Consider the following 21,713-nt stretch of genomic DNA (forward strand, 5'->3'; position numbering starts at 1 on the left):
CCCAATACCCCCCGCAATCACAAGACCCCGGATCCTCCACCCGCGAACCTGTCCGACCCCACGGATAAGCTGCCTTGCGTGCCCGAACTCCCCCCCGTCGCCGACCTGCTCGCCACCGCCGTGCATGCCCTCGGCGGCACCGAGCGCACCGGGCAGACCACCATGGCCACCGCCGTCGACCACGCGATCGACACCAAGGAACACCTGGCCGTGCAGGCGGGGACCGGCACCGGTAAGTCGCTGGCCTATCTGGTGCCGAGCCTGCGGCACGCGGTGCGCACCGGGCGAACAGTCGTGGTGTCCACGGCGACCATCGCGCTGCAACGTCAGCTCGTCGACCGCGATCTGCCCCGCCTGGCCGAGGCGCTCACCAAACCGCTCGGTCGCGTCCCACAGTTCGCGATCCTCAAGGGCCGCAACAACTATCTGTGCCTGAACAAGATCAACAGCGTGATCCCCGAGGACACCGGCGGCGAGGCGGAGCTGTTCGACGCCTTCGCCATCTCCCGCCTCGGCCGCGAGGTGCAGCGCCTCAACGAGTGGGCCTCCGACACCGAGACCGGCGACCGCGACGAACTCGCCCCCGGCGTGAGCGATCGGGCCTGGCGGCAGGTGAGCGTGTCCTCGCGCGAGTGCCTCGGCAAGTCCCGCTGCCAGTTCGGTCAGGACTGTTTCGCCGAGAAGGCGCGCGCGGAGTCGGCGCAGGCCGATGTGGTGGTCACCAATCACGCGCTGCTGGCCATCGACGCCATCAGCGGCATCCAGATCCTGCCCGAGCACGATGTGGTCGTCATCGACGAGGCGCACGAACTGGTCGACCGGGTCACCGGCGTCGCCACCGCCGAATTGGCCGCACCCGCCATCAGCGCCGCCGCCCGCCGCTGCACCAAGCTGGTCGACGAGCGCGAGGTCGACCGGCTCGAGGGCGCCGCCGAAGCCTTCCACCAGGCCATCGAGGACCTACCTGCCGGTCGCTGGGACCAGCTGCCCGACGGCATCGCTCCCGTTCTCGCTCTCGTGCGCGATGCCGCCTGGAACGCGCGCACCGCGCTCGCACCGCAGGGAAGCGTGAAAACCCAGGACGACCCGGACAATGCCGCCGCCAAGACCTTGGCCGTCGCCGCGCTCGACGAGGTGCACGACGCGGCAGTGCGCGCGCTCACCGCGTTCGAGGAGTCCGATCCGGCCGCGCGCCACGATGTCATCTGGCTCTCGGCCGACGAGGTGCGCGGTGTCGCGCGCCGCACGCTGCGGATGGCGCCGCTGTCGGTGGGTGGGTTGTTGCGCAGCAGGCTCTTCGGCACCGCGACCGTCATCCTCACCTCGGCGACTTTGCAGATCGGTGGATCGTTCGACGGTCTCGCGATCACCTGGGGCCTGCCCTCGCAGTCGTCCGGCAAGACCGATCCGGCATTGGCCAACGGCGCGACGCCACCGGCCGACACCGAGTCGGTGCGCTGGAGTTCCCTCGACGTCGGCTCCCCGTTCGACCACGCCAAGTCGGGCATCTTGTACGTCGCCAAGCATCTGCCCGCACCGGGCCGCGACGGCCTCTCCCCCACCTACCTCGACGAGATCGAGCAGCTCATCACCGCCGCCGGCGGGCGAACGCTCGGCCTGTTCTCCTCGATGCGCGCGGCCAAGGCGGCCACCGAGGCGCTGCGTGAACGGCTCGACACCCCGGTGCTGTGCCAGGGCGACGATTCGATGGGCGCGCTGGTGCGCAAGTTCGCCGACGACCCGGCCACGTCCCTGTTCGGCACCCTGACCCTGTGGCAGGGCGTCGACGTGCCCGGCCCTTCGCTGAGTCTGGTGATCCTGGACCGCATTCCGTTCCCCCGCCCCGACGACCCGCTGCTCACCGCACGCCAGCGCGCGGTCGAGTCGCGTGGCGGCAACGGGTTCATGGCGGTGGCGGCCAACCATGCCGCGCTGCTGCTCGCCCAGGGCACCGGCCGGTTGCTGCGCAGTGTCGACGACCGCGGGGTCGTCGCCATCCTCGATTCGCGCCTGGCGACCGCCCGCTACGGCGGTTATCTGCGAGCCTCGCTGCCGCCGTACTGGGAGACCACCGACCCGCAGGTGGTAGCCAAGGCGTTGCGCAGGCTCACCGCATCCGCTTGAGCGACACAGTTTTTCACCGCGAGTCGTGCAATCCGGGTGACCACACCGGCGAAATCACTACCAGCCGAATGTGACCCGTGAGACGGTTGGGTGATGACGCACCACGCCGATGGCGAGGTACTCGACGAATTTCTGGTCAGCGCAAGATCTTTGGCCGAGTACCGCGCGATGTTCTGCCTGTCCGACGACGACCTGTCCGGCCGACGCATCCTCGACTGCCCCGGCGGCGCGGCGAGTTTCGCCGCCGAGGCCAGTGCCCTCGGTGCCGAGGTCACCGCGATCGACCCCATCTACGCGAGCGAGCCCGGCGAACTGGCCGCCCGCGCCGTCCCCGAAACCGAGCGCGCGGTGGCGTGGGCGCACCGTCACGCGGGCCGCTACCGCTGGGACTGGTACGGCGGCACCGCCGAGCAGGCCGCGATGCGCCGCGCGGCCGCCGCCCGCTTCGCCGTCGACGTGTGCGCCGCACCGCACCGCTACCTCGCCGGGCGCCTGCCCTCGCTGCCGTGCGCCGACGGCTCCTTCGATCTGGCGTTGAGCTCGCACCTGCTGTTCAGCTACGCCGACCGGCTCGACGCCGACTTCCACCTGGCCGCCCTGCTCGAACTCACCCGAGTAGCCACGGTCGAGACCAGGGTGTACCCGCTGCTCGACTACACCGGTGCCCCGCTCGACGACCTGATCGCCCACCTGCGAACCGAACTGCACGACAAGGGCATCCGGACCTCGTTACGCAAAACTCGCTACGAATTCCATCACGGCGCCGACACCATGCTCACCCTGCACGCGTGAACCGCAGGTCAGCGCGGCTCTACAGTGTCCAATTGATAGACGGTGCCTACCGAGGGCGACCCCCGGAGACCGGCGCGGTAGGTTCTTAGTCGTGCATACGACGCGAGCCGGCCGGTAGCACGGCCGTGGCGGAGAGATCTCGACGCGCGGAATTGCCGCGCATCACCCTGACGCTCATCCTGCTACTCGGTACCGCAGCCCTCGGCGTGACGCTGCTGTTCACCACCATGGACCCGCACATGAACAGCGGCGGCATCCTCGCCGGCGGCCTGGACGTGCACATCTACCGCGACGGCGGCTGGCGAGCGCTCCACGACAAGGCGCTCTACATCGAGCCGACCCACTACGGCCTGCTCTACACCTACACGCCGTTCTCGGCACTGGTGTTCCTGCCGCTGCTCCTCGTGCCGTGGGACCTGGTCACCTCGGTCTGGTTGGTACTCAACCTGGTGGTTCTGGTGGTGTGTGTGCTGCAGAGCTGGCGGATGCTCGGTTACCGGGTGACGCCGCGCCTGGTCGTGCTCAGCATGCTCATCGGCCTGGCCTGCACCTTCATCGAGCCGGTGCGGACAACGCTGTACTACGGGCAGATCAATCTGTGGCTGATGATGCTTGTGCTGTGGGACTTCTCCCGCGGGCCCGACAGCAAGTTGCGTGGCCTGGGCGTCGGTATCGCGGCGGGCATAAAATTGACCCCGCTGTTCTTCATCGCCCAGTACGCGGCGCAGCGCCGGTGGCGGGCGGCGCTCACCGCCGCACTCACCTTCGTGGCGACGATCGGGCTGACCGGCCTGATCCTGCCGCGCGATTCCTACCAGTACTGGACCTCCACGTTCTTCCAGTCGGGCCGGATCGCTCCCGATGTGCATCCGTCGAACCAGTCGCTGCGCGGCGCGATCGCCCATCTGCTGCACGACCCGGCGCCGGTGTGGTTGTGGTTGCTGATCGCGGTGCCGGTGGCGCTGGTCGCGCTGTGGCTGGCGGCCGTGCTCGTGCGCCGCGACGAACCGCTGCTGTCGGTGACCCTGGGCGGCCTCACCGCCTGCGCAGTGTCGCCCTACTCGTGGGGCCACCACTGGGTCTGGTTCGTGCCGCTGCTGGTGTACCTCATCCACCGCGCCCAGACCCGGTTGCCGTGGTTCCTCGCCGCCGCAGGCCTCTACCTGGCCGTCGCCGCCTGGACCTACACCTACACCCCCACCTGGGTCAGTGTCGGCACCTTCCTGCTGCCACCGTGGTGGCCCTTCCACCAGGTGCTGCTGAACATCTACGTCGTCATCTACCTGATCGTGCTCGTGGGCATCGCCGTCCACGTGTATCGAGGGAGGCTGAAACCAGCTGTGGCCGAAGGCATTTCGCCTGCGGCCACAGCCGTCGACACCGTCGTGATCCCGGAGAAGCTACCCGCACGCCCAGTCGAAAACGCCTGACTCCAGGTCGAGTTGGGCGTTGCCGCCGCCGAAGTTCATGCCCGAGACCTCCTCGATCTCGAGGTAGTAGGGCGTGAGCCCCTCGGGCAGCGCCTGCACGGGGAAGGCGGTGCCGCCGAGATGGGAGCGACCGAACAGCGGTTCGGCCCACGGGGTCCAGCCCGCATCGTCGGTGAGCGGGTCCTGGTAGGCGGTGTCGGGCACGTACTCGACGGGCGGGATGCCGACATTGGGATCGTCGACGCGCTCGGCCAGCCACACACCGATGGTCGGGTGCACGTCGTCCCAGGCATTACAGCCCTCGTCGCTCGCGGCGGGCGAGCCGGGCGGGCGGATATCGGCGGGCGGCGCCACCGGCCCGGCCTCGAATTCCTTCTCGGTCAACCAGATCAGCGCGAACACCCCGCCGATCTCGTCGTGCAGCAGATTCAGCTGCGGGTGCAGACGGGTGGCGACCAGGTCGCGCGCCAGCGGGTCGTCGGAGCCTGCGTCGGCCTCGACCGGAGCGGTCGCGTCGGCGAACTGCCCCTCGCCCTGGAAGAAAGCGATCGCCGGAAAGCCGGGTCCGCGCCGCTGGAAGTCGGCGGGCAGCCGCAGGGTGAGCGCGTGCATCATCGGCAGCCCGGTGACCGGTCCGCGCGGCCACGTCGCCGGATCTATGCCGGGACCTTCGCTACCGATCCACCCGGCGCGCACCGGCGAGACCAGCTCGAGCGGTTCACCACCCGGTGTCTCGGCCAGTTTGTCCGCCGAATCCCCGAACCCCAGGTCATAGGCCTTCATCGCAGCTCTCCTCTTCGACGCGCGGACGATGGTCGACACCGTGCGAGCGGTATCGCCGACGAGACTATCCGCCCCCGCCGACACCCGCGCACACTCCGGGCAACCCACGGCATCGAAAAAGTGACCAGCGCATGACGAAAAAAGCGGCGCGGCAACCGAAGTCACCGCGCCGCCGGAACAGCTGTGTCAGAGCGCAGCCTTGAGGATCAGCGTCAACACGGCCGCCGCGACAGCGATGCCGACGGCCGCCGCACCCCACACCACGCCCTGGCGCTCCCACGGACGACCGGCGTCGAGCGAGAACCGGCCGGGGCCGGTGAAGGCCAGCGCGCCCGCGACGAGCGCGAACAGCAGCGGGGTGGTGAAGCCCGGGACGGCGGGATCGGTCGGGAAGAGACCACCGGCCCACATCACGTTGATCGCGTTGATCATGGTGCCGAGCACGATGGCGCCCGCCAGCGGAGTGAACAGGCCGAACACCAGCAGCAGGCCACCGACGAGTTCGGTGACACCGGCCAGCGTGCCGAACAGTTCGCCGGGGTTGTAACCCATGGCGGTGAAGCTGTCAGCGGTGGTCTGCCAGCCCATACCGTTGAACCAGCCGAAGAGTTTCTGGGTGCCGTAGGCGGCCATCAGACCGCCGAAGCCGATGCGGAGAACCAGCAGGCCGATGCTGGTCGCGGTGGCTTCGTCGGTAGTAGCGGTAGTGCTCGGAGCGATGCGCGTGGCGGTGTCGGTCATGGCGTGTCCTCATCTGCGATTCGAAGCATCCCGCAATCGGACTGGAGTCCGATTGCCCACTCGGTCACAACCCCTGGGGCCGGGACCACTATTTCACACCAGCCCCTCGAACGACGTGATCCTCATCACAAAAATGCGAAAAGGCCGCCCCGATCGGGACGACCCTTCCATTGGGAACTTTTCAGCTCACCAGGCCATGGTCGCGTAGCTCACCAGGGTGCTCTCCGACTCCTGCGACAGCTTCCAGGTGCCGTCGACGTCCTTCCAGGTCACCGGGATCGGGAAGGTGTAGTCACCGAGGGTGCTGTTCAGCGTGGCCGACAGGGTGTCGCCCTCGACGGTGACCGGACCGGAGACGCTCCAGCTGTAGCCGGGGATGCGGTTGACCGTCTGGTTCACGACCGCGAGGCCGCCCGGGTTGCCCGACTCGAGCTCGGCGGCCGAGCCGTTCATGGCGGCCTGCAGCTTGCCCTGCAGCTCACCGGCCGACGGGGTCGCCGGGGCGGCGATCGCGGCGGGCGCGGTGGCGACGACGGCAGCGGTGACCGGCGCGAAGAGAGTGGCAACCGCCAGGGACGCGGCAGCGAACGAGCGCTTCATAGGTAAATCTCCTTCAAGTTAGGCAAGCCTAGGCTGAGTATAGACATACCTACGCCCGGATCACCTACTCGACCAGGAAGAAGAAGTAGGCGAGGAACAGCACCATCAGCGCCCACATCGCCGGGTGCACTTCCCTTGCCCGACCCTTGGCGACCATCACGACGGGGTAGAAGATCATGCCCATCGCCAGCCCGTTGGCGATCGAATACGTCAGCGGCATCATGATGACGGTGATGAACGCGGGCACCGAGTACTCGAGATGCTGCCAGTCGATATCGCCGAGGGCGCGGGCCATGAGAACGCCGACCACGATCAGCGCGGCCGAGGTGACCTCGGCCGACCCCGCGATCACCGAGAAGACCGGATAGCAGAACATCGCGATCAGGAACCAGCCCGCGGTGGTCACCGCGGTGAGCCCGGTCCGACCACCGGCCGACACACCCGCCGTCGATTCCACGTACGCCGTGGTCGTAGAGGTACCGATGATCGCGCCCGCGGTGGTGCCGACCGAGTCGGCGGCCATCGCACTCGCCGCACGGGGCAGCGTGCCGTCCTTGTTGAGCAGGCCCGCCTGATTCGCGACGCCGATCAGCGTGCCCGAGGCATCGAAGAAGTCGACGAACAGCATGGTGAGCACGACGACGATCATCTGCCCGGTGAACGCGTCGGGCAGATGGATGATGGCCTGCCCGAAGGTCTCGTCCAGCCCCTTTGGCATCTCGGCGATGCCGTCGGGCACCTTCACCAGCCCCGAGACCATGCCGACGATCGTGGTGGCGACGATGCCGTAGAGCACCGCGCCGTGCCAGCCGATCACCAGGAAGATCACGGTCACCACCAGGCCGAACAGCGCGAGCAGCGTAGTGCCCTTGGTGAAGTCACCGAGCGAGACGAGGGTCGCCTCGTTGTTGACCACGATGCCCGCGTTCTTGAGCCCGAGGAACGCGACGAACAACCCGATACCCGCGCCGACGGCGAACTTCATCTGCAACGGGATCGCATTGAGAATCCGTTCGCGGACCTTGGTGATCGCGAGCACGAAGAAGATGACGCCGGACAGGAACGTGCCCGACAACGCGACCTGCCACGGAATGCCCATGCCCAACACCACGGTGTAGGCGAAGAAGGCGTTGAGCCCCATACCCGGCGCGAGTGCGATCGGATACTTGGCCCACAGACCCATCACCAGCGTGCCGAACACGGCAGCGACGGCGGTCGCGGTGAACACGGCCTGCATGGGAATGCCCTTGTCGCCCAGCGCACCTTCGTCGCCGAGGATCGACGGGTTCACCGCGAGCACATACGACATCGCCAGGAACGTGACCGTGCCCGCCATCGCCTCGCGCTTGAAGGTTGACCCGGTCGACGTGATACCGAAGTATCCGTCGATGCGCCGCCGGGCGCGGGTTACGACATCGCTGGCCATGACTCTCCAGTCCGCGGGTTCAAAGAAGAAGGATGCCCAGGAACGGTAGCGGAAAGTTCACTGAATCGAAGAACCCGCGATCGCCCGGGGGTGTAGGGTCACGCGCCCGCGACGGCCACCACGCCGAGTTCGGCGTCGGTGGCGAGCAGGGGATTGTGGGGAAGCACACGAACCGTGTACCCGACCGCACCCGAGAGCGGGACCGGCGCGTGCACCTCATAGAGCTCCGTCGCGCCGTCGCTGCCGGTGTGCCGCATCTCGATGGTCGTGGTGTCGGACAGGTCGTCGTCGGGCGACACCCGCCCGAGTACCGCCTGCACCACCACATCCGAAGGCGCGAGCCCACCGAGTTCCACGCGCGCGTCCAGCGACAGTTCCGCACCGATCACCGGGGTGTCGGGCAACCCCGCGCTGTCCACCTGGGTGACGCGCACCGAAGGCCACGCGGCCTCCACCCGGCGCCGGTACTCCGCGACCCGCGCCGCGCCGGCGTAGTCGTCGGCCGATGCGGTCGCGAACGCCGCGGCCGCCGGACCGTAGTACTGCTCGGCGTAGTCGCGGACCATGCGCGAGGCGAGCACCTTCGGGCTGGTGGTCTGCAGGGTGTGGCGGACCATCTCGGTCCACCGGACCGGCACGCCGTTCGCGTCCCGGTCGTAGAAGCGGGGTGCGACGGTGCGTTCGACCAGGTCGTAGAGCGCCGCCGCCTCGAGGTCGTCGCGGCGCACCTCGTCGCGCACACCATCGGCGGTGGGGATCGACCAGCCGTTCTCACCGTCGTACATCTCGTCCCACCACCCGTCACGGATCGAGAGGTTGAGCCCGCCGTTGAGCGCCGACTTCATGCCCGAGGTGCCGCACGCCTCGAGCGGGCGCAGCGGATTGTTCAGCCACACATCGCAACCCCAGTACAGGTAGCGGGCCATGGACATGTCGTAGTCGGGCAGGAACACGATGCGGTGGCGCACGGCCGGATCGTCGGCGAACCGGACGACCTGCTGGATGAGCGCCTTGCCGCCGTCGTCGGCGGGGTGACTCTTGCCCGCGACCACCAGCTGCACCGGGCGTTCGGGGTCGAGCAGCAGGGCGCGCAGCCGGTCGGGGTCACGCAGCATGAGCGTGAGGCGCTTGTAGGTCGGCACCCGGCGGGCGAAACCGATGGTGAGGACATTCGGGTCGAAAACCTCGTCCACCCAACCCAATTCGGCCTCGGCGGCGCCACGCTGATACCAGGACTCGCGCAGCCTGCGGCGGACCTCCTCGATCAGTACCCCGCGCAACGTGTTCCGGGTGGTCCACAGCTGCTCGAGGTCGACGTCGCTGAGCTTCTCCCAGCCGCGCGCCTCCTCCACCAGTTCGGGGCCGACGAGTTCGCGCGCTTTGTCGATCCATTCGCGGGCAGCCCAGGTCGGCGCGTGCACGCCGTTGGTGACCGAACCGATCGGCACCTCGGCGGCGTCGAATCCCGGCCAGAGCCCGGCGAACATGTCCCGGCTCACCTCACCGTGCAACCGCGAGACGCCGTTGGCGCGCTGGGCCATCCGCAGACCCATGTGGGCCATATTGAACACCGACGGATCGGCCTCGCGCCCGAAAGCGAGGATCCGGTCGACGGAAAGCCCTGGCAGCAAGGCGGATTCGGTCTCACCGTGGGCGCCGCCGAAGTACCTGCGCACCAACGGCATCGGGAACCGGTCGATACCGGCGGGCACCGGGGTGTGGGTGGTGAACACCGTGCCGGCCCGCACCGTTGCCAGCGCGGTATCGAAATCCAGTCCGTCCGCGACGAATTCGCGGATGCGCTCCACCCCGAGGAAACCCGCGTGACCCTCGTTCATATGGAACACGTCGGGGTCGGGCAGGCCGTTGGCACGGGTGTAGGCCCGCACCGCACGCACCCCACCGATACCCGCGAGGATCTCCTGCTTGATCCGGTGATCCTGATCGCCGCCGTAGAGGCGATCGGTGACCGCGCGCAGTTCCGGGTCGTTCTCGGCGATGTCGGAGTCGAGCAGCAACAACGGGATCCGCCCCACCTGGGCGATCCACACCCGCGCCCGCAGCACCCGCCCCTCCGGCATGGCGACATGGATCAGCACCGGCGAACCGTCACTGGTCAGCAGGCGCAGCGGCAGACCCTGCGGGTCGAGCGCCGGGTAGTGCTCGCGCTGCCACCCGTCGGCCGACAGCGACTGCCGGAAGTACCCGGACCGGTACAGCAACCCCACACCGATCAGCGGCAGACCCAGATCCGACGCCGCCTTGAGGTGGTCACCGGCGAGGATCCCGAGCCCACCCGAATAGTTGGGCAGCACCTCGGTGACACCGAACTCCATCGAGAAATAGGCGATCCCGGCCACCCGGGTGGTCTGCTGCTCCTGGAACCAGCGCGGCCTGCTCAGATAGTCACGCAGGCCCTCGGCGGCCGCGTCGACGCGCGCGCGATAGGCGGGGTCGGCGGCGAGCTCGTCGAGCCGCTCGGCGGGCACCTCCCCCAGCATCCGCACCGGGTCCTGGCCGACCGTGCGCCAGAGCTCCCGGTCCAGGTCGGCGAACAGATCCTGGGTTGGGCCGTGCCACGACCACCGCAGGTTCGTCGACAACTCACCCAGCGCGGCGAGCCGCTGCGGCAGATGGGCACGGACAGTGAACCGACGAAGTGCCTTCACCCGCCAAACACTAGCTGGGCTGTCCGCCTCCCCGCGACTTCAGGCCAGACTCAGGCGCGGGGTGAGTTGGGGACGCGGCAAGCTTTGGGGAGGTGGCTGGGTGAGCCCGTTCCCAGGGAGTTACCCATGTGCTCGCCTGCTGCGCCGGAGACTCTGGCCAGACTCGGGCGTGGGGGGCTTTGCGTCGGCGGCTAGGCGGAGTCGCGGGTCAGCGTAGGACCGTTCTCGGTGAGTTGTTCTCTGTGCTCAGTCGGTTGCTGTGGCGTCCGGGGTGAACTGGGCGGCGAACTCGGGGGTGGGTGGGGTTTCGGTGATGACGTCGATCAGTACGCCTGATGGGTCGGCGAGGATGAAGTGGCGTTGGCCGAAGTCTTCAGTGCGTAGGTCTAGTTCGGTGGGGAGGCCGCCGGTGACGACCATTCGTTCCCATTCGGCGTCTACGTCGTCTACCTCGAAGTTCAGCAGTAGGCCCTGGACGGGTTTGCGGTAGCCGGCTGGGACGGTGGGGTGGGTTGGATCGAGAAGGGCCAGTTCGCAGGTCGGTTCGCCGTCGCGGCCGGGGCGGCGCAGGCTCACGTACCAGTCGGCTTCGAAGGTGATCTCGAAGCCGAACCAGGTGGTGTAGAAGTCGCGCGATTCTGCGATTCGGCTGGTGGCGAGGACGGGGTAACAGCTGCTGAGCCGCATGGTGTTCACCTTTCACATACCGTTGGTATGTGTCGTAGGCTAGTTCACATACCGGTGGTAGGTCAATGGGAGGACGGCGATGGTTTCGACGGCACGGGCGCAGCAGCGCGAGGAGACCAGACGCCTGCTGGTGCGGGTGAGCAGGGAGCTGTTCGCCGCGAAAGGCTATGCGGCAGTCGGCCTCGCGGAGATAGTCACCGCAGCCGGTGTCACCAAAGGCGCGCTGTATCACCACTTCGAGAGCAAGGCCGACCTGTTCAAGGCTGTCCTCGCGCAGGTGCAGCAGGAGGTCGGCGAGCAGGTAGCGGCCGCCGCCGACACCGAACCCGACCCCTGGACCCAGCTCACCACCGGCTGCGCGGCGTTCCTGCGCGCCTGCGCCGACCCGCACATCCAGCGCATCATGCTGGTCGACGCCCCAGCGGTACTCGGCTGGCACGAGTGGCGCGCCCTCGACGAGGCCAATTCCGCCCGCCACCTCTGCGAGGCCCTGCAAACCCTGATCGACGCGGGCACCCTCCCCCCACAACCAGTCGCCCCGCTGACCCACCTCCTTTCCGGCGCCATGAACGAAGCCGCCCTCTGGCTGGCGGATACCGACGACCCCACCGCCCTCCCACATACCATCACCGCACTCGACCACCTCCTCACCGCACTCCGAACCACCCACTAGCCGACAGCACCTCCGGCCGCACACCGCCTGTCGCCATCGACGAATGCCGCGCTGGATCGCGGCGATCTTGGGCCCCTCGGTCTCGATCCGGCCGCCGAGGCCCGCGCGTGCGCGCCAAGAACCGCCGGAAACCAGTACGTTGTGGGATGTGAGCGGCCGGATAGCCATCGATGACATCGCCCCGTGGATCCCTGGCGGACGACCCGCCAAAGCCGTGGTCGGCGAGGTATTTCCCGTGCGTGCGGTCGTGTGGCGGGAAGGCCACGACGCGGTCGCGGCCACGCTCGCCGTGCGTGCGCCCGGGTCGTCACGGATCACCCGCATCCGGATGACGCCCGACTACGAACCCGACGTGTTCAACGCGGTGTTCACCCCCAACGTGCCGGGCGTGTGGACCTACCGGGTCGAGGGCTGGAGCGATCCCATCGCCACCTGGCGCTCGGCGGTCGAGGCGAAGCTGTCGGTCGGTCAGTCGGCCGCCGATCTCGCCAACGATCTCGAGATCGGCGCCCGCCTGTTCGAGCGCGCCGCCCAGGCGGTGCCGAAGCGGCAGTTCGAGCGGCTGCACGCCGTCGCGAACGCCCTGCGTAGCGAGGAACAACTCCCGGCGCGCGTGGCGCCTGCCTTCACCGAGGAAGTCGCCGAGATCCTACGGGCCACCCCGTTGCGGGAGATGGTCACGCGCGGTCAGCAGTTCTCGGTACTCGCCGAACGCCGTCGGGCCCTCGTCGGTTCGTGGTACGAGTTCTTCCCCCGCTCGACCGGTGGCCGCGACGCCGAAGGCAACCCGGTGCACGGCACTTTCGCCACGGCCGCCCGCGACCTTCCCCGCATCGCGGGCATGGGCTTCGACGTGGTCTACCTGCCACCGATCCACCCCATCGGGACGGTGAACCGCAAGGGCCGCAACAACTCCCTGACCACCGAGCCCGGCGATGTCGGCTCACCCTGGGCCATCGGCTCGGCCGACGGCGGTCACGACGCCATCCACCCCGAACTCGGCACCGAGGCCGATTTCACCGAGTTCGTCGCCAGGGCAACCGAACTCGGCCTCGAAGTGGCCCTCGACCTGGCCCTGCAGTGCGCCCCCGACCACCCCTGGGTCACCGAGCATCCGGAGTGGTTCACCACCCTTCCCGACGGAACCATCGCCTTCGCGGAGAACCCGCCCAAGAAGTACCAGGACATCTACCCGGTCAATTTCGACAACGACCCCGACGGCATCTACGCCGAGGTGCTGCGGGTGGTGCGCCACTGGATCGCGTTGGGCGTCAGCATCTTCCGCGTCGACAACCCGCACACCAAGCCCGCCGACTTCTGGGAGTGGCTGATCGCGCAGGTGCGCCGCACCGACCCCGACGTGATCTTCCTTTCCGAGGCCTTCACCCGCCCGGCCCGCCTATACGGCCTGGCCAGGCGCGGATTCACGCAGTCCTACACGTATTTCACCTGGCGCGTGCAAAAGTGGGAACTCACCGAGTTCGGCGACGAACTGGCCGCCAAGGCCGACGAGGCCCGGCCCAACCTGTTCGTGAACACCCCCGACATCCTGCACGAGAGCCTGCAGCACGGCGGCCCCGGCATGTTCGCCCTGCGCGCCGCCCTCGCCGCCACCCTCAGCCCCACCTGGGGCGTGTATTCGGGCTACGAACTGTTCGAGCACGAGGCCGTGCGCCCGGGCAGCGAGGAATACCTGAATTCGGAGAAGTACGAACTGCGCCCGCGCGACTTCGCCGCCGCCCTCGACCGCGGCGAGTCGCTGGAACCGTGGCTCACCCGGCTCAACGAGATCCGCCGCAATCACCCCGCGCTGCAACAGTTGCGCTGCATCCACTTCCACCACGTCGACAACGACGCGCTGATCGCCTATTCGAAATTCGATCCGGTCAGCGGCGACGCGGTGCTGGTGATCGTCAATCTCAACCCCTACGCCGCCGAGGACGGTCACGTCAGCCTGGACATGCCGACGATCGGCCGCGAATGGCACGACCACCCGGTGGTGTTCGACGAGGTGAGCGGCGAGGAATACCACTGGGGCCAGCGCAACTGGGTGCGGCTCGACCCGGCACGCGCGGTCGCCCACATCATCGCCCTGCCCGCGGTGCCCGCCGAAGCCCGTGCGGCCCTCGCCTTCCGGCGGAGCTTCTAGATGAAGCGCCGCGATCTGATGCTGCTGGCGGCGGGTACCCATCCCGACCCGCACACCGTTCTCGGCTCCCATCCCCACGCCGACGGCACCGCCGTGCGCGTGCTGCGTCCGCACGCCGACACGGTGACCGTCCTCGTCGGCGGCGCCGAACACCGGCTGAAGTCGTTGGGCCACGGCATCTTCGCGGCCGTCCTGCCGTACCCCCGGATCGACGACTACCGGGTGCGCACCGAATACCCCGGCGGCCCGACGGTCGTCACCGCCGACGGCTACCGCTTCCTGCCGACCGTCGGTGAATTCGACCTGCATCTCATCGGCGAGGGCAGGCACACCCGGCTCTGGGAGGTGCTCGGCGCGCATCCCCGCCACTACACCACCCTCGACGGCGATGTCGACGGCACGTCGTTCGCGGTGTGGGCACCCAACGCGCGTGGCGTCACGGTATTCGGCGACTTCGACCACTGGGGCGGGCAATCGGCGCCGATGCGCGCGCTCGGCACTTCCGGGGTGTGGGAGGTCTTCGTTCCCGGTGTCGGTCCGGGCACGCGCTACAAGTACCGGGTGCACGGTGCCGACGGTCGCGTGGTCGACCACGCCGACCCGCTCGCCTTCGCCACCGAGGTGCCACCCGCCACCGCGTCGGTCGTGGCCCGCGCCGACCACATCTGGGGCGACAGCGCCTGGCTGGACCGGCGCGCGAGCACCGATGCCATCCGCTCCCCGATGAGCGTCTACGAGGTGCATCTCGGCTCCTGGCGCCCCGGCCTGAACTATCGCGAACTCGCCGAGCAGCTGGCGGAATACGTCCGGGCAGCGGGTTTCACCCATGTCGAATTGCTGCCGGTGGCCGAGCATCCCTTCGGCGGTTCCTGGGGCTACCAGGTCACCTCCTACTACGCGCCGACCTCGCGTTTCGGCACCCCCGACGACTTCCGCTACTTCGTCGACCACCTGCACAACGCGGGCATCGGCGTGCTGCTCGACTGGGTACCCGCCCATTTCCCGCGCGACGAGTGGGCGCTGGCCCGCTTCGACGGCACCCCGCTCTACGAACACCCCGACCCGCGCCGTGGCGAACAACTCGACTGGGGCACTTACGTTTTCGACTTCGGCCGCAACGAGGTACGCAACTTCCTCGTCGCCAACGCCACCTTCTGGATCGAGGAATTCCACATCGACGGCCTGCGCGTCGATGCCGTCGCCTCGATGCTGTACCTGGACTACTCACGCCCGGCGGGCGGCTGGGAACCGAACATCTACGGCGGGCGCGAGAACCTGGAAGCCGTCGACTTCCTGCAGGAACTCAACGACACCGTGCACGGCGCCCACCCCGGCGTGGTGACCATCGCCGAGGAATCCACCACCTGGCCCGGCGTGACCCGTGGCACCGACGTGGGCGGCCTCGGATTCACCATGAAGTGGAACATGGGCTGGATGCACGACACCCTCGGCTACCTCGGCCGCGACCCCATCCACCGCGCCTGGCACCACAACGAGATGACGTTCTCCCTCGTCTACGCCTGGAGCGAGAACTACCTGCTGCCGATCAGTCATGACGAGGTGGTGCACGGCAAGGGCACGCTGTGGACGCGCATGCCCGGCGACGATTTCGCCAAGGCGAGCGGCGTGCGCGCCCTGCTCGCCTACATGTGGTCGCACCCCGGCAAACAACTGCTGTTCATGGGCCAGGAATTCGGCCAGTTCCGCGAATGGGACAACGATCGCGGCCTCGACTGGCACGAACTGGAAAACCCACTGCACCAGGGCATTTCGACCATGGTCGCCGATCTCAACCGCACCTACGTGGCGCATCCGGCGCTGTGGTCGCAGGACACCACCCCCGGCGGGCACGCCTGGATCGAGGCCGACGACAGCGCCGCCAATGTCTTCGCGTTCCTGCGCTGGGGTAGTGACGGCAGCGCGGTCGCGTGCGTGTTCAACTTCTCCGGCGCCACCCACGAGAACTACCGAATCGGCTTGCCGCACACGGGTTCCTGGTCGGAGATCCTCAACACCGACGCCACCGGATACGGCGGTTCAGGTATCGGCAACCTCGGTGCCGTCACAGCCGAGGACACCCCCTGGCACGGTCACCCCGCCTCGACCACCGTGCGCCTGGCTCCCCACAGCGCCCTCTGGTTGAGCGCGCCCGCCTGAGGCCGGACGTGCGACGGGCCGCCCAGGCGTACTGCCGGGCGGCCCGTGGTCGATGGGTGTCAGTACAGCGCGGCGGCCAACTTGCGCCGCGCGGCGATCACAAAAGGCTCTGCCTGATCGAACAATTCGAAGAGTTCGAGCAGGCGGGTGCGGGCCCGGTCACGGTCATCGCCCGCGGTGCGCTTGACGACGGCGATGATCCGGTCGAACGCGGCCTCGGGACGCTGCTCGAGCAGTTCCACATCGGCGGCGCCGAGGGCGGCATCCAGATTGCCCGGATCGGCGTCGGCGGTGGCGACCACCCCCGGGTCGATCTGCTGGGCCCTGGTCAGGAACTTCAGCTGCCGCAGCGCCGCCTTGGCCTCGGCATTGTTCGGTTCCTCGGCGAGGATGGCCTCGTAGGCGGCTTCGGCACCGGCGATGTCACCTTCGGCGAGCGCGTTCTCGGCGGCCACGAAGCGCGGGTCGTCGTTCTCGGGTTCGGCCTGCGCGCCGTTGCCCTCGAGCTTGCCCGCGGTCGCCTCGACGACCGCGTCGAGCCACTGACGCACCTGCGGTTCGGGCTGAGCGCCTTCGAAGTCGGCCAGTGGCTGCCCACCGGCCACCGCGATCACCGTCGGAATGCCCTGCACCCGCAGCGCCTGGACGATGTTCATATTGGCTTCGGCCTCGATCGCGGCCAGATCCCACGCACCACGGTCGTCGGCATTGAGCCGTTCCAGGGTGCGCACCAGCTCGACGCTGCCCGGGCTGCGCTGCGAGTACAGCGCGACAACCACGGGCACCTGCATCGAGCGTCGGATGACCTTGGTCTCGAAGTCGGCCTCGGTGACCGAATGGTCACCCGGCGCGCCCGCGCCACCCGGAGCGGCGGCAGGCTGCTTGAGACCGGACAGATCCACCGCCCCTGACATGGCAGCGGCGACGGCGGGCGAAGGACGACGGGAAGCGGGTCGAGTCACGGTTTCCAGTTTGTCACGAAGCGCTGGAGGTGGCAGCCGCGGCGCCCTTGCTGTTCGCACTCAGCTCACCGAGCTTGCCCGTGCGCACGGCCCAGGCCTCGAAGATCACGGTGAACAGCGGCGGGATGCTCGAGGCGAGCGCCAGGACGGTGGTCTTCCAGTTCCAGTTCAGCTCGCGGGCGGTGAGCAGCGCGGTCAGCACGAACAGCACGAAGATGCCACCGTGCACCGGACCGAAGATCTTCACACCGATCTCGTTGCCCTCCTCGGGCAGGTACTTGAACGCCATTCCGAGCAGCAGACCGACCCAGGAAATGGCCTCGAGCACTGCGAAGAACCGAAACCGACTCGCGACAGACCGCAGATCAAAGAAACCCATGCGCCCATTGTGCCGCATGACCTACGACACCGTGTAGTTGCACCCGTCACAACCGGCCCCGGAACTCACCGGGGCCGGTCGCGTCGAAATATCAGGCAGGCACGCGGATGATCAGGGCGTCACCCTGACCGCCACCACCGCACAGCGCGGCAGCACCAACGCCACCACCGCGGCGCTTCAGCTCCAGCGCCAGGTGCAGCAGGATGCGCGCACCGGACATGCCGAGCGGGTGGCCGATGGAGATGGCGCCGCCGTTGACGTTCACCTTCTCCGGGTCGTAGCCGAGCTTCCTGGTCGAGGAGACACCGACGGCGGCGAACGCCTCGTTGATCTCGATCAGATCCAGGTCGGCGGGCGTGATGCCCTCCTTCGCGCAGGCCTCGAGGATCGCGTTGGCCGGCTGGTCCTGCAGGGTCGAATCCGGTCCGGCGACCTGACCCGAGGCACCGATCTCCGCGATCCACTCGAGCCCGAGCTCCTCGGCCTTCGCCTTGCTCATCACGACCACCGCGGCCGCACCGTCGGAGATCTGCGAGGCGGTGCCCGCGGTGACGGTGCCGTCCTTGCGGAAGGCCGGACGCAGCTTGCCGAGCGACTCGACGGTGGTGTCGGCGCGGATGCCCTCGTCCTCGGTGACGTAGACCGGGTCGCCCTTGCGCTGCGGCACGGCCACCGGCACGACCTCGCCCTCGAACACACCGTTCTTCCACGCGGCCGCGGCACGCTGGTGCGAGGCGGCGGCGAACGCGTCCTGCTCCTCGCGGCTCACCTTGTCGAGGTCGTTGCGGTCCTCGGTGAGCAGACCCATCGCCTGATCGGTGATGACGTCGTGCAGGCCGTCGTAGGCCATGTGGTCCACGAGGGTGGTGTTGCCGTACTTGAAGCCCTCGCGACTCTTGGGCAGCAGGTGCGGGGTCTGGCTCATCGACTCCATACCGCCTGCCACGATGATCTCGTGCTCACCGGCGCGAATCAGCTGATCCGCCAAGGCGATCGCGTTGATGCCGGACAGGCAGACCTTGTTGACGAGCACCGACGGCACGTCCATCGGGATACCCGCGGCGATGGCGGCCTGGCGCGCGGGCAGCTGCCCCGCACCGGCCTGCAGCACCTGGCCGAGGATCACGTACTGGACCTGCTCGGGCGCGACGCCACCCTTCTCCAGGGCGGCCTTGATGGCCACACCGGCCAGATCCGAGGCCTTGAAGTCCTTCAGACCGCCAAGCAGCCGCCCGACCGGGGTACGCGCACCGGACACGATGACAGAAGTGGTCACGCAAGCCTCGCATTCATAGTTCGAACCTGTACTCAACGGTAACCCCTGCGGACCGGCGGCTGGTACGCAGGTCGCGCTAGCTTCGTGGGGTGACCAATGCGAACTTCATCCCCGCCGACTACGTCATCGCCGTCGACCATGTGGGCATCGCCGTGCCCGACCTCGACACCGCGGTGGCCTGGTACACCGACAACCTCGGCATGGTCGAGACCCACCGCGAGGTGAACGAGGCCCAGGGCGTCGTCGAGGCGATGCTGTCGTGCCCGGCCGCCGCCGACCGCGCGACCGCCCTGCAATTGCTGGCCCCGCTCACGCCCGAGTCGACCATCGCCAAGTTCATCGACCGCAGCGGCCCGGGACTGCAGCAGCTGGCCTACCGGGTCACCGATATCGAGGCCGTTTCGGGCTTCCTGCGCGAGCGTGGGCTGCGTTTGCTGTACGAGGCCCCTCGACACGGAACCGCTGATTCTCGCATCAATTTCGTCCATCCGAAGGATGCTGGGGGTGTGCTGATCGAGCTCGTGGAGCCGAACCCGCATGTTACGCACTAGTAGGCCGGTCGGACCGGGAAATCTCGGCGAGATCACATTCCCGGTCGAGTCTCCATCGTGTCGCTCGAGGCTGTATTTTGTGTGCCATGTCGTCACCTGAGTCCGATCGCAATCGCTTCGTTGCACTGCCCTTCACCGTTGTGCGCAAGGGTTATGCGCAAGACGAGGTGCGCAACTACTTCGACCGCTTCGACGCGGAGCTTCGCGTCACCGCCACCGACCGGGATGCTGCCGCCGCGCAGGCCCGCAATCTCGCCGCCCAGCTGGAAGACGCCCGGGACGAGATCGACGAGCTCCGCAAGGAGGTCGACCGGCTCTCCGTGCCGCCGACCACCGCCGAAGGTATGTCCGACCGTATCTCGCGCATGCTGCGCCTGGCCTCGGACGAAGCGTCCGAGGTTCGCGCACTGGCCCAGGCCGAGGCTGCCGAGATGGTGTCGATCGCCGAGCAGCAGGCCACCGAGATGCGTGGCAAGTACGAGTCGCTGCTCGCGGAGACCAAGGAGAAGCGCGAGGCGCTCGAGATCGAGTTCGAGCAGACCCTCGCGAAGGCGCGCACCGAGTCGACCAAGATCATCGAGGCCGCCCAGGCCGAGGCCGAGCGTCTCGCCAAGGAGGCCGAGGCCAAGCGCAAGGCCACCCAGCAGGACTTCGAGGCCACCATGAACGATCGGCGCACCAAGCTGACTCGTGCCATGGAGGAGCTCGAGGCCACCAGCCGCGCCGAGGCCGCCCAGCGGATCAAGGACGCGACCGACGAGGCCAACCGCCTCATCAGCTCCGCCACCCAGACCTCCGAGCGCAAGATCGCGCACGCGAAGGAACTGGCCGAGGAGATGCGCGTGCTGCGCGGCCGGGTCCTTGCCCAGCTGCTCGGTATCCGCGGTCAGCTCGACTCGGTGCCCGCCATGCTGGCGGCGGTCAACCGTGAGAGCGAACTGCTCGACGGCGCCCCGGAGCGTAAGTCGATCAGCAACAACAACAATGGCAACAACAAGTCCGTCTCGGGCTCGCGCCAGAACAAGGCCATCCCGGAGGTCTCCGACGAGGACATCGTCGACGAGGACCGCGAGAGCGCCGACGTCAACTGACCCTGTCGGACTCTGCGACGACACGTCTACACCTGGAAAACCGGAGGCCACCTCGAATCATCGAGGTGGCCTCCGGTTTTCGGCGTCTCGGCCCTGGTTCAGGACCAGCGGCGCGTGATGCCCCGTGTGCGCCTGCCGTTCCAGCAACCCTGATGCCAGTGCCTACGGTCGTCCTCACCGCCCTCGACGGCCCACGCGACGATATGGGCCACTCCCGGCGCGATCTCGTGGTCACAGCCCGGGCAGCGGTAGGTCTTCACGGCACGCGCACCGGGAACCGTTCGCACGACATAGATCTCGTCGCCGCCCGGTCCCTCCTCGGTGCGCCCGTACACGTCACCGAGCGGCGGCGGGCCGCTACGGCGTTCCTGGCGCGGTTTACGACGCGGCATGGCACTGCTTCCTAGAACAGCCGGAAAACGTTGCTCTCGGTGCCACGCAGCTCGTCGTAATCGAGCGTGAGGCAACGGATCCCCCGGTCCTCGGCGAGTGTCTTGGCCTGCGGCTTGATCTGCTGGGCCGCGAACACGCCGCGCACAGGTGCGAGCAGCGGGTCGCGGTTGAGCAGTTCCAGGTAGCGGGTGAGCTGTTCGACGCCGTCGATATCGCCGCGGCGCTTGATCTCCACGGCGACCGTCGCGCCGTCGGCGTCGCGGCACAGCAGATCGACGGGGCCGATCGCGGTCATGTACTCGCGGCGCACCAGGGTGTACCCCTCCCCGAGCTTGGTGACATGCTCGGCGAGCAGCTCCTGCAGGTGCGCCTCCACACCGTCCTTCACGAGGCCGGGATCGATACCGAGCTCGTGCGAGGAATCGTGCTCGATCTCCTCGATCGCGATGCGCAGTTCCTCGCCGGCCTTGTTGGTCACCACCCACAGGGCCTTGAAGTTGTTCTCGGGTGCCTTCATGGGCTCCTCGCGCAGCGGACGCACACCCTCGGGCAGTTCCGCAGGCGGGTTCAGCGAGGCGACGTCGCGCTCCTGGAGCCAGCACGGCGGGCTCATCCAGTTGAGCGGCTTGTACGAGCCGCCGTCGGAATGCACCAGCACCGAACCGTCGGCCTTGATGAGCAAGAGCCTGCGGGCCATCGGGAGGTGAGCGGTCAGCCGACCGACGTAATCGACCTGGCAACGAGCAATGACAAGGCGCACCCGGCCACTCTAGGGGACGCTCCGGAGAACGCAAAAAGGCCCTCCAGCGTGGCTGGAGGGCCTTTTTGTG

Annotated in this window: 19 protein-coding genes; 8 read left to right on the forward strand and 11 right to left on the reverse strand. The window is 68.1% G+C overall.

What is annotated here, in order from left to right:
- Positions 1-78 precede the first annotated feature (78 nt).
- The 3 genes from NCO8_RS29805 (at position 79) to NCO8_RS29815 (ending at position 4,346) form a co-directional block, all read left to right on the forward strand.
- Positions 79-2,124 carry an ATP-dependent DNA helicase gene (locus NCO8_RS29805; RefSeq protein WP_067645015.1) on the forward strand — a complete coding sequence of 682 codons (2,046 nt, stop codon included), beginning with the start codon at positions 79-81 and terminating at the stop codon, positions 2,122-2,124.
- A gap of 93 nt (positions 2,125-2,217) precedes the next feature.
- On the forward strand, positions 2,218-2,916 hold the full coding sequence (locus NCO8_RS29810; RefSeq protein ID WP_067498254.1) for a hypothetical protein: 699 nt from the start codon (positions 2,218-2,220) through the stop codon (positions 2,914-2,916).
- 125 nt (positions 2,917-3,041) lie between these two features.
- On the forward strand, positions 3,042-4,346 hold the full coding sequence (locus tag NCO8_RS29815) for a glycosyltransferase 87 family protein (RefSeq protein WP_245655553.1): 1,305 nt from the start codon (positions 3,042-3,044) through the stop codon (positions 4,344-4,346).
- Here NCO8_RS29815 and NCO8_RS29820 read toward each other — a convergent pair.
- The 6 genes from NCO8_RS29820 to NCO8_RS29845 form a co-directional block, all read right to left on the reverse strand.
- Positions 4,317-5,129 carry a hypothetical protein gene (locus NCO8_RS29820; protein ID WP_067645018.1) on the reverse strand — a complete coding sequence of 271 codons (813 nt, stop codon included), beginning with the start codon at positions 5,127-5,129 and terminating at the stop codon, positions 4,317-4,319. The genes NCO8_RS29815 and NCO8_RS29820 overlap by 30 nt on opposite strands.
- Before the next feature lie 186 nt (positions 5,130-5,315).
- Positions 5,316-5,870, reverse strand: a complete 555-nt coding sequence (locus NCO8_RS29825; RefSeq protein ID WP_067645020.1) for a DoxX family protein — start codon at positions 5,868-5,870, stop codon at positions 5,316-5,318.
- A gap of 186 nt (positions 5,871-6,056) precedes the next feature.
- On the reverse strand, positions 6,057-6,470 hold the full coding sequence (locus tag NCO8_RS29830) for an MTB12 C-terminal domain-containing protein (protein ID WP_067645023.1): 414 nt from the start codon (positions 6,468-6,470) through the stop codon (positions 6,057-6,059).
- Positions 6,471-6,534: 64 nt separating this feature from the next.
- Positions 6,535-7,896, reverse strand: a complete 1,362-nt coding sequence (locus NCO8_RS29835; protein ID WP_067645026.1) for an NCS2 family permease — start codon at positions 7,894-7,896, stop codon at positions 6,535-6,537.
- Positions 7,897-7,994: 98 nt separating this feature from the next.
- On the reverse strand, positions 7,995-10,565 hold the full coding sequence (glgP, locus tag NCO8_RS29840) for an alpha-glucan family phosphorylase (protein WP_067645028.1): 2,571 nt from the start codon (positions 10,563-10,565) through the stop codon (positions 7,995-7,997).
- 246 nt (positions 10,566-10,811) lie between these two features.
- Complete coding sequence (locus tag NCO8_RS29845) at positions 10,812-11,252, reverse strand: VOC family protein (RefSeq protein WP_067645049.1); 441 nt, start codon at positions 11,250-11,252, stop codon at positions 10,812-10,814.
- Positions 11,253-11,331: 79 nt separating this feature from the next.
- On the opposite strand from NCO8_RS29845, the gene NCO8_RS29850 reads away from it, so the two are divergent.
- From NCO8_RS29850 to glgB, 3 genes are all read left to right on the forward strand, one after another.
- Positions 11,332-11,925 (forward strand): TetR/AcrR family transcriptional regulator, encoded by a 594-nt coding sequence (locus NCO8_RS29850; protein WP_067645031.1) that lies wholly within the window; start codon positions 11,332-11,334, stop codon positions 11,923-11,925.
- Positions 11,926-12,073: 148 nt separating this feature from the next.
- Entirely contained in the window at positions 12,074-14,074 is a 2,001-nt protein-coding gene (locus tag NCO8_RS29855; protein WP_067645052.1) for an alpha-1,4-glucan--maltose-1-phosphate maltosyltransferase, read from the forward strand.
- A complete protein-coding gene (glgB, locus tag NCO8_RS29860) occupies positions 14,075-16,231 on the forward strand; it encodes a 1,4-alpha-glucan branching protein GlgB (protein ID WP_067645034.1) in 2,157 nt (718 codons plus the stop codon).
- A 59-nt stretch (positions 16,232-16,290) separates the two neighbouring features.
- Here the strand turns inward: glgB and NCO8_RS29865 are convergent, their stop codons facing one another.
- The 3 genes from NCO8_RS29865 to NCO8_RS29875 form a co-directional block, all read right to left on the reverse strand.
- Positions 16,291-17,145 carry a tetratricopeptide repeat protein gene (locus NCO8_RS29865; protein WP_067645037.1) on the reverse strand — a complete coding sequence of 285 codons (855 nt, stop codon included), beginning with the start codon at positions 17,143-17,145 and terminating at the stop codon, positions 16,291-16,293.
- A 61-nt stretch (positions 17,146-17,206) separates the two neighbouring features.
- On the reverse strand, positions 17,207-17,572 hold the full coding sequence (locus tag NCO8_RS29870; protein WP_067498224.1) for a DUF3817 domain-containing protein: 366 nt from the start codon (positions 17,570-17,572) through the stop codon (positions 17,207-17,209).
- 91 nt (positions 17,573-17,663) lie between these two features.
- On the reverse strand, positions 17,664-18,848 hold the full coding sequence (locus tag NCO8_RS29875) for an acetyl-CoA C-acetyltransferase (RefSeq protein WP_067645040.1): 1,185 nt from the start codon (positions 18,846-18,848) through the stop codon (positions 17,664-17,666).
- 89 nt (positions 18,849-18,937) lie between these two features.
- Here NCO8_RS29875 and mce point away from each other — a divergent pair, with 89 nt between their 5' ends.
- Positions 18,938-19,399: a methylmalonyl-CoA epimerase gene (gene mce, locus NCO8_RS29880; protein WP_067498218.1), complete on the forward strand. Its 462-nt coding sequence runs from the start codon at positions 18,938-18,940 to the stop codon at positions 19,397-19,399.
- A gap of 86 nt (positions 19,400-19,485) precedes the next feature.
- Entirely contained in the window at positions 19,486-20,490 is a 1,005-nt protein-coding gene (locus tag NCO8_RS29885; RefSeq protein ID WP_067498215.1) for a coiled-coil domain-containing protein, read from the forward strand.
- A 98-nt stretch (positions 20,491-20,588) separates the two neighbouring features.
- On the opposite strand, the gene NCO8_RS29890 is transcribed toward NCO8_RS29885, so the two are convergent.
- A complete protein-coding gene (locus NCO8_RS29890; RefSeq protein ID WP_067645043.1) occupies positions 20,589-20,882 on the reverse strand; it encodes an Rv1322 family protein in 294 nt (97 codons plus the stop codon).
- An 11-nt stretch (positions 20,883-20,893) separates the two neighbouring features.
- A complete protein-coding gene (gene nucS / locus NCO8_RS29895; RefSeq protein ID WP_067645046.1) occupies positions 20,894-21,643 on the reverse strand; it encodes an endonuclease NucS in 750 nt (249 codons plus the stop codon).
- Between the last annotated feature and the right edge of the window lie 70 nt (positions 21,644-21,713).

The organism is Nocardia coubleae NBRC 108252, assembly GCF_001612805.1.
Classification (GTDB): Bacteria; Actinomycetota; Actinomycetes; order Mycobacteriales; family Mycobacteriaceae; genus Nocardia; species Nocardia coubleae.

Excerpts from the sequence above, each read along its gene's own strand:
- NCO8_RS29810 (WP_067498254.1), top strand. The coding sequence starts at position 2,218 with ATGACGCACCACGCCGATGGCGAGGTACTCGACGAATTTCTGGTCAGC.
- NCO8_RS29820 (WP_067645018.1), bottom strand. The coding sequence starts at position 5,129 with ATGAAGGCCTATGACCTGGGGTTCGGGGATTCGGCGGACAAACTGGCC.
- NCO8_RS29825 (WP_067645020.1), bottom strand. The coding sequence starts at position 5,870 with ATGACCGACACCGCCACGCGCATCGCTCCGAGCACTACCGCTACTACC.
- NCO8_RS29830 (WP_067645023.1), bottom strand. The coding sequence starts at position 6,470 with ATGAAGCGCTCGTTCGCTGCCGCGTCCCTGGCGGTTGCCACTCTCTTC.
- NCO8_RS29835 (WP_067645026.1), bottom strand. The coding sequence starts at position 7,896 with ATGGCCAGCGATGTCGTAACCCGCGCCCGGCGGCGCATCGACGGATAC.
- NCO8_RS29845 (WP_067645049.1), bottom strand. The coding sequence starts at position 11,252 with ATGCGGCTCAGCAGCTGTTACCCCGTCCTCGCCACCAGCCGAATCGCA.
- NCO8_RS29850 (WP_067645031.1), top strand. The coding sequence starts at position 11,332 with ATGGTTTCGACGGCACGGGCGCAGCAGCGCGAGGAGACCAGACGCCTG.
- glgB (WP_067645034.1), top strand. The coding sequence starts at position 14,075 with ATGAAGCGCCGCGATCTGATGCTGCTGGCGGCGGGTACCCATCCCGAC.
- NCO8_RS29865 (WP_067645037.1), bottom strand. The coding sequence starts at position 17,145 with ATGTCAGGGGCGGTGGATCTGTCCGGTCTCAAGCAGCCTGCCGCCGCT.
- NCO8_RS29870 (WP_067498224.1), bottom strand. The coding sequence starts at position 17,572 with ATGGGTTTCTTTGATCTGCGGTCTGTCGCGAGTCGGTTTCGGTTCTTC.
- NCO8_RS29885 (WP_067498215.1), top strand. The coding sequence starts at position 19,486 with ATGTCGTCACCTGAGTCCGATCGCAATCGCTTCGTTGCACTGCCCTTC.
- NCO8_RS29890 (WP_067645043.1), bottom strand. The coding sequence starts at position 20,882 with ATGCCGCGTCGTAAACCGCGCCAGGAACGCCGTAGCGGCCCGCCGCCG.